Here is a 13754-nt window from a genome sequence, read left to right on the forward strand (position 1 = left end):
CCCCGATGATCGAAGACAAGCGACTCACCGACACCGAACTGGAGGCCATCACGGACCGGATAACCGGCGACTGGGTATCGAGGGCGGCCGTGGACTTCGCGGACGCCGTGGCGTTCCACGAGTCACTGCCGCCCCACAAGCGGTTCGCGGCGGTGCTTGAGAACGCCGAGGCGGTGTTGTGCCAGCCCCGCGCCGGCGTGCCCCGCCTCGACGAGCACGTCGAGTTGCTCCAGCACCTCGACGAGGAAGGCGGCGCGGACCTCCTGCCGACCACCATCGACTCGTACACCCGGGACAACGCCTACGAGAAGGCCGCCGAGGGGCTGGCGCGCTCCCGGGAGGCCGACAGCAGCGAGCTCAACGGCTTTCCCGCCGTCAACCACGGCGTTGAGGGCTGCCGGGAGGTCGTGCGCCGGGTCGACGCACCCGTGCAGGTCAGACACGGCACCCCCGACGCGCGCCTGCTGGCGGCGGTCACGCTTGCGGGCGGGTTCCAGAGCTTCGAGGGCGGGCCGATCACGTACAACCTCCCGTACACGAGTGCCTACGATCTAGAGACGACCATCGAGTACTGGCAGTACGTCGACCGGCTCTGTGGGGCGTACACGGAGCGCGGGGTCACGATCAACCGCGAGCCGTTCGGTCCGCTGACGGGGACGCTCGTCCCGCCGTCGATCGCCATCGCGATCGTCACCATCGAGGGGCTGCTGGCGGCAACCCAGGGCGTCCGCAGCGTCACGCTGGGGTACGGCCAGGTCGGCAACCTCGTCCAAGACGTCGCTGCGGTGCGCGCGATGGCGGCCATCGGGGCGGAGTACCTGCCCGACTCGGTGACCGTCACGACAGTGCTCCACCAGTGGATGGGGGGGTTCCCGCGCGACGAGGCGCGGGCCCACGGCGTCATCGGGCTGGCCGGCGCGACCGCTGCGCTCGTCGAACCCACGAAGGTCATCACCAAATCCCCCCAGGAGGCGGTGGGCGTGCCGACGGCGGAATCGAACGCCGCGGGCCTGCGCACGACCGAGCAGGTGCTGCGGATGCTCGACGAGCAGTCGATCACGCTGGACGGCGTCGACAGGGAGCAGGCGTTGATCGAGCGGTCGGTGCGATCACTGCTCGATGCGGTGTACGAGGCCGGCGACGGCGACATCGCGCGTGGCACGGTGCGGGCGTTCGACGCGGGGACGCTTGACATCCCGTTCCCGCCCAGCGACGCGGCGGCGGGTGACGTGCTCCCGGCCCGCGACGACGACGGTCGGGTTCGCCTGCTGAAGTTCGGGGCGGTGGCGCTGGACGACGAAACGAAGCGAATCCACCGCGCGCGACTGGACCGCCGCGCGGACACCGAAGGCCGGGAGCTCTCGTTCCGGATGGTGGCCGACGACGTGTCGGCGGTCAGCGATGGGCGGCTCATCGGCCGCCCGGGGGACGACTGATGCGGATCGAACGCGTCACCGCGACGCCGGGGGTCGCGGGGTTTTTCTTCGACGATCAGGCCGCGATCACCGCCGGCGCCGACGCCGACGGGATGGCGTACGCGGGCAGCCCGCGGACGGACGGCTACGAGCGCATCCGCGAACCCGGGGAGGCGCTCGTGGTCGAGGTGGTGTTGAGCGACGGGCGACGGGTGCGCGGGGACTGCGCGGCCGTCCAGTATTCCGGCGCGGGCGACCGTGATCCGCTGTTCCGGGCGGCCGACCACAGGGCCGTCGTGGAGGGCGCGGTGGCCGAGGCGCTCGTGGGCCGGGATGCGGCGTGTGTCGCGGACAACGCGGCGGTCGTCGAGTCACTCGCCGACGAGCGAGGGCTGCACACCGCGGTCCGGTACGGCGTCTCGCAGGCGCTGGTGGCCGCCGCCAGCGCCGCGCGCGCGACCACGCAGACGCGGGTCCTCGCGGACGCCCTGGGGACTGAGCCGGCGACGGAGCCGGTGCCCGTGTTCGGGCAGTCCGGCGAGCAGCGCCGCCGCGGCGCGGAGGCGATGCTGCTAAAGCGGGTCGGCGTGTTGCCCCACGGGCTGTTCAACAGCGTCGAGGCGGTCGGCCCCGACGGCGTCCGACTCGTCGAGTACCTCGACTGGCTGTCCGAGCGCGCCGCCACCCTGGGCGGCGACGGCTATCGGCCGCGGTTCCACGTCGACGTGTACGGGATGCTCGGGGAGCTGTTCGGGCCGCCGTACGACCGCGCGGCGGTCACGGGGTACGTCCGCGAGCTGCGGGCGGCGGCCGCCCCGTACCCGCTGCAGATCGAGGGGCCAATGGACGCCGGGAGCCGCGAGGCGCAGATCGACGCGATGGCGGAGCTCCGGGACGGCCTCGCGGACGCCGGCGTGGCCGTCGACATCGTCGCCGACGAGTGGTGTGACAGCCGCGCGGACGTCGAGGCGTTCGTGGACGCCGGCGCGGCGGACGTCGTCCAGGTGAAGACCCCGGACGTGGGGGGCCTCCTGGAGAGTGGGCGGGCAGCCAGATACTGCGCGGGCACCGACACCCGGGCGTACGTCGGCGGGACGTGCAACGAGACGACGGTGTCGGCGCGGCGGTGCGCGCACGTCGCGCTGGCGACCGACGCCGCACAGGTGCTTGCGAAGCCCGGCATGGGGTTCGACGCGGGGTACGCGGCGGTCAGCAACGAGATGCGACGCACGCTCGCGCGCCACCGGGCGGCAGTGGGTCCTGGTGACGCGGCATAGGCGGCGTGCGGGCGGACTCGGGGAATCGCCAACCGAACACCGACACACAGCCACAACGATGCCACAGGACACGACGAACCCGTCTACGGGAACGGCCGAGCAGCGCACAGCAACCGACACGACCGTCCAGCTCCGGGCGGGCTGGCAGGGGCGGTTCTACGAGGATTTCGCGGTCGGCGACGTGTACAAACACCCCTACGGCCGGACGGTCACGGAGACCGACAACGTGTGGTTCACGAACCTCACGATGAACGCGAACCCGATGCATTTCAACGCGGCGTACGCGTCCGGAACCGAGTTCGACGAACGCCTCGTGAACGGGCTGTTCGTGATCGCGCTCTCGGTGGGGATGAGCGTGGTGGACGTGTCCGCGAACGCGACCGCGAACCTCGGGTACGACGACATCCAACACCACGCGCCGGTGTTCCACGGCGACACGCTGTTCGCCGAGAGCGAGGTGCTCAGCAAGCGCGAATCGGAGTCCCGGCCCCGCGTCGGGATGGTGACCACGGAGCTGCGGACGTACACCCAGGACGGCGAGTTGGTGTTGTCCCTGGAGCGCACGCCGATGGTGCGCAAGCGTGGGGCCGCGGACCCGTCGGCCGCCCGGCCACCGGGATGGCCCGCGGGGGTCGGCACGCAACCGGACGCCGAGCGCACGGTCCCGGACGGGGAGTCACGATGACGGCACCGCGGACGGCCGGCGTGGCGGGGCGCGTGAACGGCGACTGTCCGGTCAAAGACGCCGCCACCGTGGCGGCCGGCATCGCCGACGACGCGACGCTCGCGGTGTCGGGGTTCGGGAGCGTCGGCGACCCGAAGGCGGTGCCACGGGCGCTGGCCGCGGCCGCGCGCGACGGCCGCGACCTCGCGCTCACCGTCGTCTCCGGCGGGAGCGTCGGCGACCCACTGGACACCGATCTCGTGGCGGCGGGCGGCGTCGCGCGGCGGTACCCGTATCAGGCGACGACGGCCGCGCGGACGGCCGCGAACGAGCGGGAGTTGGCGTTCGCGGATCGCGGGATCGCCGGGCTGAGCGACGAGGTGCGGTTCGGGCGGCTGGTGGACCCCGACGTGGCGGTCGTGGAGGCGGTGGCGGTCGGGCCGGGGTGGCTGATCCCCTCGACGTCCGTGGGGCAGACGCCGGCGTACGTGCGGGCGGCCGACGAGGTGGTGGTGGAGGTCAACGACGCCCAGCCGATGGGGCTGTCGGCGTTCCACGACGTGGTGGTGCGTGACCCGCCGCCCGACCGGGGGCCGCTGGCGGTGTCCGCGCCGGGCGAGCGGGTGGGCGAGTCGGCCGTGCGATTCGACCCCGAGAAGCTGCGCGCGGTCGTGCGCACGGACCGCCGTGATGATCCCTACGAGTTCCGTGACCCGACCGCGACTGACCGCCGCATCGCCGACAACGTCTTGACCGTGTTGGAGCGCGCCGTCGACCGTGATCCGGTGATCGGGGCGGCACCGACGCTCCAGTTCGGCGTCGGCAGCCTCGGGAACGCGTTGATGGGCGCGCTGTCGGGGTCGTCGCTCGCCGACGGTGAGCTGCGGTATTACGGCGAGGTGATCCAGGACGGCCTGTTGGACCTGCTTGCGGACGGCGACCTGGCGGTGGCGAGCGCGACCTCGCTGGCGCTCTCAGTGGACGGACAGGATCGCGTGTTCGACGCGCCCGAGCGGTACGCCGAGGACGTGGTGCTCCGCCCGTCGAACGTCTCGAACGCGCCGTCGCTGATCGACCGGTTCGGGGTGGTCGCGGTCAACAGCGCGGTCGGCGTGGATCTCTACGGACACGTCAACTCCACACACGTCTCAGGGGCGCGGCTCATCAACGGCATCGGCGGCAGCGTCGATTTCAATCGGAACGCCCACCTCACTGTGGTGGCGCTGCCCGCGACCGCGGCCGGCGGGGACGTGTCGACGGTCGTGCCGCTGGCGAGCCACGTCGACCACACCGAACACGACACCGACGTGGTGGTGACCGAGCACGGCGTCGCGGACCTGCGCGGGAAGCCACCCGTCGCGCGCGCCGAGGCGATCATCGAGTGCGCCGCCCCCGCGTTCAGGCCGGATCTGCGGGCGTACCTGGATCGCGCCCGGGAGTCATCGGGGCACCTCCCACACGACTTGTCGACGGCGTTCGACTGGCAGTCGTAGCCCGGCCACGAACACCACCGGCGGCCGGTCAGTCGCCGCTGGCTGCGGTGTGGGCGGTGGTGAGTGGAACGTGGCGGCCCGCGGTGTGGATGGTGCACCACACGAGTACCGCCGAAAGGCCGAGGAGGGGAACGGAGGCAACGGACAAGACGGGGGCGACGACAGCGAGGACGGCGTGGCTGGCTGTCGACGGTGCGCCGAGTGACGCCAGGCCGGCCGCGACGTGGGCGGGCTGGACGGGGAACGCCATGGCGGCGGTGCCTGCGAGCAGCAGCCAGCGCTCGCGGCCGCCGGGATCGAGGTACAGCAGACACACCAGCGGGAAGTAGGCGTACACCACGTAGAGGGCGTTCGACGCGGGTGAGACGAGCAGCATGCCCGCGACGACGGCGAGGTACGTCGTCAGTCGGTCGGTGAGGGTGTGCTCCCGGCGAGCGACGAACCACACCGCGGGTGCGACCGCCAGGAGTGCCAGCGGGCCGTACAACCGGGGGTCGACGGTGCCCAGGAGCTGCGAGAGCGGCCGGTACAGCGACATCGCGAAGAAATCCGGGGAGACGGTGCCGGCGAACTCAGACACCCGGCTGCGGGCGGCCAGCACGTGGACGTACCGGATGTAGGCGTCGACCCCGAACCAGAGCCCGCCGGCCACGAGCGCGCCGGTCGCCGTGGCCACCGCGACCCCGATCGCGTGCCAGGCCCGCCGGAACACGAGCCACAGTCCGAGGACGACCGGGAACACCTTCACCAGGGCGGCGGCGGCGATGACGACGCCGGCGATCCCCTGGTGGTCGCGTTCGAGCGCGACGAACGTGCCCGCGAGCGCGAGCGCGATCAGGGTGTCGACCTGCCCCAGGCCGAGCGCGGACAGGACTGGCGCGCTGGCGACGCAGAACCCAACGACGAGCAGCCGGTCGATGTCGTCGAGTCGGCCGCGCCGGGCTTCGATGGTACGAACTGCCAGGGCTGCAAGCCCCAGCGCCGCTGCGACGTTGCACGCCGACTGGATCGCGAACGCGGTCTGCCAGCCGCCGGCGGCCGCTTGGGGCACGAACAGCGCGACCGCGACCGGTGGGTAGACGTATGAGACGCCCGGCAGCCCGGTTTCGATGCCGACGAACGGGTCGCCGTGGAGCGCGGCTTCCGCGGCCGCGTGGTAGGCGCGGTAGTCCCAGGCGAGGTGCGAAACGTCCGCGAGCACGAGGAAGTAGACGGGAACCAGCACGCCGGCAACAGCGCTCCAGAACAGCACGAGGCGGCGGGCGTCAAGGCCGGCCGGCAGCCACGACGGTCGAATGGCTGACAACCGCAGGGTGCGCGACATTGCCACCGGCTTCTCGGTTGGGTGGTTTAGTGTAAAGGGAGTAGTTTCACAACGAGAGAATGCGCCGAGGCGGAACGCACAGGGCGGCCAGTAGTGGGCCGGCGCGGCAGGCAGGCTGGCGGAGCCGGGGCTGCGTGGCGTGTGCGCGAAGAATCGGGTGAGCTAGCGGCGCGTCACGGGCTGTCCCGGACCGGGCGCGGGGCCAGTTCAGATGACGCGGTTCTGCAGGTAGTCGAGGTGCTTGGCGTTGTAGACGATCTTGACCTCGTCGGCTGCGGGCGAGCCGATGCAGGTCAGGCGCACGTCCTTCTCCTCGACTTCCTCGTCGCTGAGGATCTGCTGCATGTCCATGTCGATTTCGCCCTCCTTGACGATGGACGCGCAGTTCGCACAGGCACCGGCGCGACACGAGAACGGCCAGTCGTAGCCCTGCGCTTCAGCGGCTTCGAGGATGTACTCGCCCTCCGCGACCTCCATCGTGCCGTAGTCTTCGCCGTCGAGACCGGCGTCGGCGGCCTTCTCGAAGAGGTCGTCGTCGTCCATGTCCCAGCCCTGGTCGTCCAGCGTTTCGTAGTTGAGGTATTCTACCGTCGGCATCACTGCAGAGTTCGGCTTCCGAACGCATAGTAGTTGCTGTTCGGGCCAGCGTACTGCCACGAAAGCCCGGGTGTGACCGCCATCACGACGCTGCCCGCGGCGTCAACGAGGGGTTTTATCCACGGCAGCCCATGGTGGGGGTATGACATTCGAGTCGTTCACGGTGCTGCCGGCCGTCGACATGCAGGACGGACAGGTGGTGCAGCTCGTGCAGGGGGAGCGTGGGACCGAGCGCACGTACGGCGACCCCGTGGACGCCGCGACCGACTGGGTGGCCGCGGGCGCCGAGGCGTTGCACCTCGTGGACTTGGACGGCGCCTTCGAGGGTGCGCGCGCGAACGCCACCGCCGTCGAGGACATCCTCGACGCGACCGACGTGTCAGTGCAGGTCGGTGGCGGCATTCGGAGCGCCGAGGACGCCACGGCCCTGCTCGACCGGGGCGTCGACCGTGTCATCCTCGGCACCGCCGCCATCGAAACCCCCGACATCGTCGGGGAGATCGCGGCCGCGTACAGCGACGGCGTGCTCGTGAGCCTGGACGCCAAGGACGGCGAGGTGGTCGTGGAAGGCTGGACCGAGGGCACCGGCATGGACCCGGTGGCGGCCGCCCAGCGGTACGCCGACCTGGGGGCGGCGGGCATCCTGTTCACCGACGTGGACGTAGAGGGGAAACAGGAGGGCGTGCGAACCGGCCCCGTTCGAGACCTCGTTGACAGCGTCGACATCCCGGTGATCGCCAGCGGCGGCGTTGCCACTGTCGACGACGTGCGCGCACTCGAAGCCGCGGGGGCGGCCGGCGCGGTCGTCGGGACCGCGCTCTACGAGGGGAATTTCACGCTTGCGGACGCGCAGGCGGCCGTCGAGGACTGAGCGCCGCCGGGAGCACAACGACCATGTGGGCGGCGCGCCACTACCGCGGTGATGACAGACCGGACAGCCGCAGTGACGCGGGAGACGGCCGAAACCGACGTGGCGGTCACGCTGGACCTCGACGGCGACGGCGAGCACACCGTCGACACCGGGATCGGGTTCTTCGATCACATGCTGGCGGCGTTCGCGAAACACGGGCTGTTCGACGTGACCGTGCGCTGTGACGGCGATCTCGACGTTGACGACCACCACACCGTCGAGGACGTGGGGATCGCGCTCGGGGCGGCGTTCAGCGAGGCGGTCGGCGAGAAGCGCGGCATCCAGCGGTTCGCCGACCGCCGGGTGCCCCTGGACGAGGCGGTGGCGTCCGTGGTCGTGGACGTGTCGGGGCGCGCCGTCTACGAGTTCGACGGTGGGTTCAGCCAGCCGACGGTCGGCGGGCTGACGAGCCGGATGGCGGCGCACTTCTGGCGGACGTTCGCGACGCACGCCGCGGTCACGCTGCACTGCGGGGTCGACGGCGAGAACGCCCACCACGAGATCGAGGCGCTGTTCAAGGGGGTCGGGCGGGCGGTGGACGACGCGACCCGCATCGACCAGCGCCGGGCGGGGGAGACGCCCTCGACGAAGGGCGACCTCTGAGCGGGGCGGCGCTGGCGTGGGAGCCGACCTATGTGCGGCGCAGTCCGTCGCCGTCGGCGGCCACGTCGCCGTTCTCGATGGCGGCGTCGACGGCGGTCTGGAAGGAGTCCGCAGTCAGCCCGTAGGCGTTCGTCGCGAGCGCGCGCAGGTCGCCGCGTGGCATGTCGTCGTCGCGGTTCTCCAGCAGCCGCAGGACTTGGGCGTAGCCGTCGGGCCGCGAAGCGGCGGCGTCGTCGGTGGAGTCCTCGATGGTGATGCCGGCGGCGTCGCTGCTGGCGGCTTGCGGGGACGTCGGCGGGGTGGCGGGAGAATCGGCGGCCGGGTCGGAGCCGGAGTGGTCGGTGTCCGTGGCCGCCCCGTCGTGGTCGTCGGCACCACGGAGCGGGTCGGTGACCGTCTCCAGCGTGGTTTTGCAGCCGTCACAGAGCGCGAGCCGTACCGGACCGCTGGGGTTGGCCGCGGGGACGACCTCGAAGACCCCATCCGGGGCGTCGCCACAGAAGTCACAGGTGTCTACTTGACGCATACGTTCCTGGCTGTGGCTGGCAGCCCCAAAAGCCTGCTCGGTGTTGGGCTGGGTGGCCGGACACCGGCTGGCGGGGTGACTGGGACGCGAACGGTTTTCAGGCGCGTCCACCTGGCTTGGACCATAATGTTCGACGAGATCATGCAGAAGTTCGAGGGGAGTCCCGGACAGCAGGCGGTGATTCGGCTGTTGCTCGAACGCGGGTTCTCGGTGAACGACGGCGGCCGCGTGGTCTCCGGGGGGATCGAGATCCCGTACACGCAGGTCGCCCAGGAGGCGGGCGTCGACCGGCGGGTGGTCGATTCCACGACGGAGGCGATCCTCGATGACGGCGAGCTGACGCGCATCTTCCAGAACATCAGTCAGATCCCGAGCCTGATGGATCTGGCACCCGTGCTTGACCTGCACGTGGTGACGGTGGCCGTTCAGGACGCCGACGAGCCGGGGATCGTGGCCGCGGTGACGGGACTGCTGGCCGACCACGGGATCCCGATCCGGCAGACGATCAGCGAGGACCCGGAGTTCACCGACGAACCGCGGCTGTACGTCGTGACCGACGAGGAGTTGCCGGGGGCGGTGTTCACGGCGCTGGCGGAGATGTCGGCGGTGCGATCGGTGGAGCTGTCCTAATCCCGGAAGAGCACACTCGCCAGGATGAACACGTAGCCGACCGTTGTCAGCGCGTAGTTCACCGTGAGCAGGAGGATGGCGTTCTCGAAGTCCTGTGCGAACGCCGAAACGGTGGTGGCGATCGCGGCCGCAACGACGACACAGAACCCCAACGCGAGGTACAGCATTTCCCGGCGTTCGGTTTGGAGGAACGCGTTGGCGGCGAACGCGACCATCGCGATGCCGGAAAGCGAGAGCAGGGCGCTGGCGGCGGCGTACAGCAGTTCGAGGTCAGTGAGTCCGGCGAGCTGGCCCGGGAACGAAGGGGTGAGTCGGGAGAGCGTGAACAACAGGTCGCCGGTCGTCAACGCAACCATCTGTCCCGGGTTTGCGCCGACGAATGCATAACCCTTGTGGGCAGAACCGCAAGCGGCAACCCCCTGCTCGACCAACGAGCGCGTGTGACCGACGCCTACCGCACGCTTGCGGGCTCGGGGCGGGACAGCTTCGAGGTCCGGGGGTCTGAGTTCATCGGGTATGCGGGGCCGGCAAACACCGTTGCGGCGGCCGAAGCGTTCATCCAGGAGGTCCGGGAGCGCCACGCGGATGCCACCCACAACGTGCCGTGGTATCGGGTGCGCGTGACCGGTGGTGGCCCGGGCGGTGGGCATCTGTTGCGGGAGTACCAGAGCGACGACGGCGAGCCGACTGGGTCCGCCGGGAAGCCGGCGTTGAACGTCGTCCAGCAGCGCGACGTCGAGAACGTGGTGGGTGTCGTCACGCGCTATTACGGGGGGACAAACCTGGGCGTTGGGGGGTTGGCGCGGGCGTATTCGACGGCGGTCAAGGACGCCGTGGATGCGGCCGGCGTGGTCACCCAGCGCCCGCAGGCGCGGCTCGTGGTGACGGTTGCATACGATGATTCGGGCACCGTGCGGGGGATTCTGGAGAGCGCCGAGTGTTCGTTCGACGCCGACTACGAGGCCGACGTGACGTTCGAGGTGACGGTGGCTGTGGCCGACGCCGACGCGCTCCGGGAGCGCATCGCGGACGCAACGAGCGGCCGGGCGGAGATCTCGTAGCTCCGGCGGAAAACCGAAGCGCACAAGTAGTTTTAGGCTGGCCTAAAACCATGCGAACGCGCAGACAGTTCCTCGCCACAACCACGAGCCTCACAACCGTCGGGCTGCTCGCGGGCTGTGCGCGCAGCCCCGACAACACCGACGAACGCGGCGCCGAGAACACGTACACCGCCTCGATCGCGCCCGTCGGGGATGTCGCGTTCGACGGCGAACTGTTCGACCGCCAGCGCGTCGCAGACATCGTCGCGGGGGCGATCTGACGTGCCCGAACCGATGCCCACCCAGGACGGCGAGCGCCGTGATGTCGTCATCGTCGGCGGCGGCCCCGCGGGCTGCGCTGCGGGCGTGTTCACCGCGCGCTACGGCCTCGATACGGTCGTCTTCGACCGCGGGAACGCCGCGCTCCCGCGCTGTGCGTTCGTCGAGAACTACCCCGGGTTCCCGGGCGGGATCGACGTGCCGACGCTGCGAGGGCTGTTCCACGACCACGCCGAGACCGCGGGCTGTGACCTGATCGCGGACACCGTCGAATCGGTCGACCGGCCGAGCGACGACGACACCGGGTTCGTCGTCGAAACGCAGGACGGCCGTCGGGTGTACACCGACACCGTGCTCGCCGCGGCGTGGTACGACGGCTCGTACCTCCGGCCGGTCGTCGGCGACAGCGCCTTCGAAACCCACGACCACCACGGCGAGTCGCGCGAGCGCTTCGACGACGCGTACGCCGACGCCGACGGCCGCACGCCCGTCGACGGCCTCTACGTCGCGTCCCCGGGCGGCCAGCGCAGCGCACAGGCCGTGATCGCGGCGGGCAACGGCGCGCACGTCGCGCGCTGTCTGCTGGCGGACCGAAAGCGCGCCCGGGGATACCCCGAGGGCGTGGCCCCACACTACGACTGGAAGCGCCGCGAGTCGGATCTCAGTGGGGAGTGGGCCGACCGCGACCGCTGGCGGGAGTGGTTCGCCGCCGAGGCCGGCGACGACCACGACCTCGACGACGACGAGTTCGCGGCGCTGCGGGCGGCGCACCTCGATCGCACGTTCGACGCGACGCTGTCCGCGGACGCGATCGAGGAGCGCGCCGAAGCGGGAGCACACCGGCTGCTCGATCACATCGACGACGACCACATCGAGTCGTACCGCGAGCAACGGGACTGACTGGCGGCAGACAGCCACGGGGGGTACCCGAACCGTTTTGCGAGCGCCGGGCGACCCCCCACTATGCAGCCAGTCGAAGCCAGCGATTACTGGGAGCTGGCGCGGCTCAGCCAGCCGGCGGTCTCCCCGACCGGCGACCGCGTGGCGTACGTCCGAACGACCGCTGAGCGCGACGGCGACACCGGCCAGGAGACCGCGTCAGTCCACGTCGCGCCGGTCGGCGGTGGCGGTTCGCGGCGTTTCACCGCCGCCGATGGCACCGACGCCGAGCCGGCGTGGAGCCCCACCGGGGACCGTCTGGCGTTCGTCTCCACCCGCGGCGACGCTGGCGGGGGTCGCCCCCAGCTGTGGGTGGTGCCCGTGGACGGCGGGGAGGCAACGCGAATCACCGACGTGATCGGCGGCGTCTCGAACATCGCGTGGGGACCCGACGGCGACCGGGTGGCGTTCCTGCAGGCGGTGCGGCCGGCGGAGCGAGCCGAGGAGCTGGACCGCGAGCACGACGGCGAGTACGAGCGCGACACCCCCGATCCGCGCGTGATCGACCGGCAGATGTACCGCGGCCACACGAGCTACCGGGACGGCGCGCGCCGGCACGTGTACGTCGCGGACCTCGCTGCGGGGCGCGTCGACCGAGTGACCGCGGGTGTCGCCGAATGCGGCGGCCCTGCGTGGGGCGACGACGGCACGCTGTACTATCCGATCCGGCGCGGGCTGGACGCCGACGACCGCCTGGAGTGGGCGATCGAAGCCGCGACGCCGGCGGATTCGGCTGACAGCACCGTTGTGACGACCGTCGAGGGGATGGGGCCGACGCTGGCCGTCCACGGCTCCCGGGTCGCGTACACGACGACGCCGGCCGACGACCCGACGCTGACGCAGACGGCCGTCGAGGTCTTCGACCGCGACACCGGGGCGACCGACCGCCTCACGGACGGGGTCGACCGCACAGTCGCCGAGCGGACTGCGGGGCACGCCCCGGAGTGGGGGCCCGACGGCGAGCACCTGTACGTCTGCACGCCCGACGAGGGCGGGTACGTCCTGCGGCGGGTGGCCGCCGACACCGGCGACGACCGCGTGGTGCTTGCCGGCGACCGCCACGTCCACGCGTTCTCGGTGTCCGTGGACGCGGTGGCCGTCGTGCAGTCCGAATGGGACCACCCCGGCGAGGTCGTGGCGGCGACCCCGATGGGTGGTGAGGAGGTCACGCTAACGCGCGCGAACCGCGACTACCTCGACGAGCGCGCCGTCTCCAAGCCCGAGTCGGTGTGGATCGATGGTCCCGCGGGCGACATCCAGGGGTGGGTGCTCACGCCCCCGGAGTTCGACCCCGAGGAGACGTATCCGCTGGTCGTGAACGTCCACGGCGGCCCGCACCTGATGTGGTCGGCGGCCGGGACGATGTGGCACGAGTTCCAGACGCTTGCGGCCCGCGGGTACGTGGTGTTCTGGTGTAACCCCCGGGGCTCGACGGGGTACGGCCAGGAGTGGCTGCGTGCCGTCGAACGCGACTGGGGCGCGGTCACGCTCGCGGACGTCATGGCCGGCGTGGCGGCGGTCACCGACCGCGACTACGTGGACGCCGACAACGCGTTCATCACGGGGGGGAGCTTCGGCGGGTTCATGACCGGCTGGGCGGTCGGCCACACCGACGCGTTCGCCGGCGCGGTCGCGCAGCGCGGCGTCTACGACCTCACGGGGTTCTACGGCACGACGGACGCCTACGCGCTCGTTGAGGGTGAGTTCGACACCGACCCCGTGCGGGACAACGCGTTCCTGTGGGCGCAGTCCCCGGCGGCGCACACCGACGCCGTCGACACCCCCACGCTGCTCGTGCACTCGGAGGCCGACTACCGGACGCCGGCGAACACCGCGGAGCTGTTCTACCGGCTGCTGAAGAAACACGGCGTTGACACCCGGCTGGTTCGGTATCCCGGCGAGGGCCACGATCTCTCCCGGTCCGGTGATCCGGGCCACGTGGTCGACCGCATCGAGCGCATCGCTGCCTGGTTCGACGGCTACAGCGACCACCACGAGGCGGCCCCGGTGCTGGAGACCGACCGCCCCGGGGCGGCCGCCGACGAGTAACCCCCCTG

General features: G+C 71.2%; 15 protein-coding genes. 11 read left to right on the plus strand and 4 right to left on the minus strand.

What is annotated here, in order from left to right; all coding sequences use genetic code 11:
* The first annotated feature begins 5 nt into the window (after positions 1-5).
* The 4 genes from JT689_RS10585 to JT689_RS10600 are packed head-to-tail and all read left to right on the plus strand — an operon-like array spanning position 6 to position 4849.
* The gene (locus JT689_RS10585) at positions 6-1436 is read left to right on the plus strand and encodes a methylaspartate mutase subunit E (RefSeq protein WP_205251174.1); all 1431 of its coding nucleotides are present in this window, start codon (positions 6-8) and stop codon (positions 1434-1436) included.
* The gene (locus JT689_RS10590; RefSeq protein WP_205251175.1) at positions 1436-2692 is read left to right on the plus strand and encodes a methylaspartate ammonia-lyase; all 1257 of its coding nucleotides are present in this window, start codon (positions 1436-1438) and stop codon (positions 2690-2692) included. The genes JT689_RS10585 and JT689_RS10590 overlap by 1 nt, the downstream gene beginning before the upstream one ends.
* 58 nt (positions 2693-2750) lie before the next feature.
* Positions 2751-3377, plus strand: a complete 627-nt coding sequence (locus JT689_RS10595; protein ID WP_205251176.1) for a MaoC family dehydratase — start codon at positions 2751-2753, stop codon at positions 3375-3377.
* The gene (locus JT689_RS10600; protein WP_205251177.1) at positions 3374-4849 is read left to right on the plus strand and encodes an acetyl-CoA hydrolase/transferase family protein; all 1476 of its coding nucleotides are present in this window, start codon (positions 3374-3376) and stop codon (positions 4847-4849) included. Before JT689_RS10595 ends, JT689_RS10600 begins: the two co-directional genes overlap by 4 nt.
* A gap of 28 nt (positions 4850-4877) precedes the next feature.
* On the opposite strand, the gene JT689_RS10605 is transcribed toward JT689_RS10600, so the two are convergent.
* Both JT689_RS10605 and fer2 read right to left on the minus strand, forming a co-directional pair.
* Positions 4878-6173, minus strand: a complete 1296-nt coding sequence (locus tag JT689_RS10605; protein WP_205251178.1) for a glycosyltransferase family 87 protein — start codon at positions 6171-6173, stop codon at positions 4878-4880.
* A 207-nt stretch (positions 6174-6380) separates the two neighbouring features.
* Complete coding sequence (gene fer2 / locus JT689_RS10610; RefSeq protein WP_010903707.1) at positions 6381-6770, minus strand: ferredoxin Fer2; 390 nt, start codon at positions 6768-6770, stop codon at positions 6381-6383.
* A 142-nt stretch (positions 6771-6912) separates the two neighbouring features.
* Between fer2 and hisA the strand changes: the two genes are divergently transcribed.
* Both hisA and hisB read left to right on the plus strand, forming a co-directional pair.
* Positions 6913-7641, plus strand: a complete 729-nt coding sequence (hisA, locus tag JT689_RS10615; protein ID WP_205251179.1) for a 1-(5-phosphoribosyl)-5-[(5-phosphoribosylamino)methylideneamino]imidazole-4-carboxamide isomerase — start codon at positions 6913-6915, stop codon at positions 7639-7641.
* A 51-nt stretch (positions 7642-7692) separates the two neighbouring features.
* The gene (gene hisB, locus JT689_RS10620) at positions 7693-8283 is read left to right on the plus strand and encodes an imidazoleglycerol-phosphate dehydratase HisB (protein ID WP_010903709.1); all 591 of its coding nucleotides are present in this window, start codon (positions 7693-7695) and stop codon (positions 8281-8283) included.
* A 28-nt stretch (positions 8284-8311) separates the two neighbouring features.
* Here hisB and JT689_RS10625 read toward each other — a convergent pair whose 3' ends face one another.
* On the minus strand, positions 8312-8809 hold the full coding sequence (locus JT689_RS10625) for a hypothetical protein (RefSeq protein ID WP_205251180.1): 498 nt from the start codon (positions 8807-8809) through the stop codon (positions 8312-8314).
* 126 nt (positions 8810-8935) lie between these two features.
* On the opposite strand from JT689_RS10625, the gene JT689_RS10630 reads away from it, so the two are divergent.
* Positions 8936-9439, plus strand: coding sequence for an amino acid-binding protein (locus JT689_RS10630; protein ID WP_012289478.1), 504 nt, complete (start codon positions 8936-8938; stop codon positions 9437-9439).
* Here the strand turns inward: JT689_RS10630 and JT689_RS10635 are convergent.
* On the minus strand, positions 9436-9795 hold the full coding sequence (locus JT689_RS10635; RefSeq protein ID WP_012289479.1) for a hypothetical protein: 360 nt from the start codon (positions 9793-9795) through the stop codon (positions 9436-9438). The genes JT689_RS10630 and JT689_RS10635 overlap by 4 nt on opposite strands.
* Positions 9796-9879: 84 nt before the next feature.
* Between JT689_RS10635 and JT689_RS10640 the strand changes: the two genes are divergently transcribed.
* From JT689_RS10640 to JT689_RS10655, 4 genes are all read left to right on the plus strand, one after another.
* Positions 9880-10500 carry a YigZ family protein gene (locus tag JT689_RS10640; protein ID WP_010903713.1) on the plus strand — a complete coding sequence of 207 codons (621 nt, stop codon included), beginning with the start codon at positions 9880-9882 and terminating at the stop codon, positions 10498-10500.
* 50 nt (positions 10501-10550) lie between these two features.
* A complete protein-coding gene (locus JT689_RS10645; RefSeq protein WP_010903714.1) occupies positions 10551-10760 on the plus strand; it encodes a hypothetical protein in 210 nt (69 codons plus the stop codon).
* A gap of 13 nt (positions 10761-10773) precedes the next feature.
* Positions 10774-11658: an NAD(P)/FAD-dependent oxidoreductase gene (locus tag JT689_RS10650; RefSeq protein WP_010903715.1), complete on the plus strand. Its 885-nt coding sequence runs from the start codon at positions 10774-10776 to the stop codon at positions 11656-11658.
* Between the two features lie 63 nt (positions 11659-11721).
* Complete coding sequence (locus JT689_RS10655; RefSeq protein ID WP_205251181.1) at positions 11722-13746, plus strand: S9 family peptidase; 2025 nt, start codon at positions 11722-11724, stop codon at positions 13744-13746.
* Positions 13747-13754: the final 8 nt, after the last annotated feature.

Origin of the sequence: Halobacterium sp. GSL-19 (assembly GCF_016917855.1) — an archaeon.
Taxonomy (GTDB): Archaea; Halobacteriota; Halobacteria; order Halobacteriales; family Halobacteriaceae; genus Halobacterium; species Halobacterium salinarum.

Excerpts from the sequence above, each read along its gene's own strand:
- JT689_RS10585 (WP_205251174.1), top strand. The coding sequence starts at position 6 with ATGATCGAAGACAAGCGACTCACCGACACCGAACTGGAGGCCATCACG.
- JT689_RS10590 (WP_205251175.1), top strand. The coding sequence starts at position 1,436 with ATGCGGATCGAACGCGTCACCGCGACGCCGGGGGTCGCGGGGTTTTTC.
- JT689_RS10595 (WP_205251176.1), top strand. The coding sequence starts at position 2,751 with ATGCCACAGGACACGACGAACCCGTCTACGGGAACGGCCGAGCAGCGC.
- JT689_RS10600 (WP_205251177.1), top strand. The coding sequence starts at position 3,374 with ATGACGGCACCGCGGACGGCCGGCGTGGCGGGGCGCGTGAACGGCGAC.
- JT689_RS10605 (WP_205251178.1), bottom strand. The coding sequence starts at position 6,173 with ATGTCGCGCACCCTGCGGTTGTCAGCCATTCGACCGTCGTGGCTGCCG.
- fer2 (WP_010903707.1), bottom strand. The coding sequence starts at position 6,770 with ATGCCGACGGTAGAATACCTCAACTACGAAACGCTGGACGACCAGGGC.
- hisA (WP_205251179.1), top strand. The coding sequence starts at position 6,913 with ATGACATTCGAGTCGTTCACGGTGCTGCCGGCCGTCGACATGCAGGAC.
- hisB (WP_010903709.1), top strand. The coding sequence starts at position 7,693 with ATGACAGACCGGACAGCCGCAGTGACGCGGGAGACGGCCGAAACCGAC.
- JT689_RS10625 (WP_205251180.1), bottom strand. The coding sequence starts at position 8,809 with ATGCGTCAAGTAGACACCTGTGACTTCTGTGGCGACGCCCCGGATGGG.
- JT689_RS10630 (WP_012289478.1), top strand. The coding sequence starts at position 8,936 with ATGTTCGACGAGATCATGCAGAAGTTCGAGGGGAGTCCCGGACAGCAG.
- JT689_RS10635 (WP_012289479.1), bottom strand. The coding sequence starts at position 9,795 with ATGGTTGCGTTGACGACCGGCGACCTGTTGTTCACGCTCTCCCGACTC.
- JT689_RS10645 (WP_010903714.1), top strand. The coding sequence starts at position 10,551 with ATGCGAACGCGCAGACAGTTCCTCGCCACAACCACGAGCCTCACAACC.
- JT689_RS10650 (WP_010903715.1), top strand. The coding sequence starts at position 10,774 with ATGCCCACCCAGGACGGCGAGCGCCGTGATGTCGTCATCGTCGGCGGC.
- JT689_RS10655 (WP_205251181.1), top strand. The coding sequence starts at position 11,722 with ATGCAGCCAGTCGAAGCCAGCGATTACTGGGAGCTGGCGCGGCTCAGC.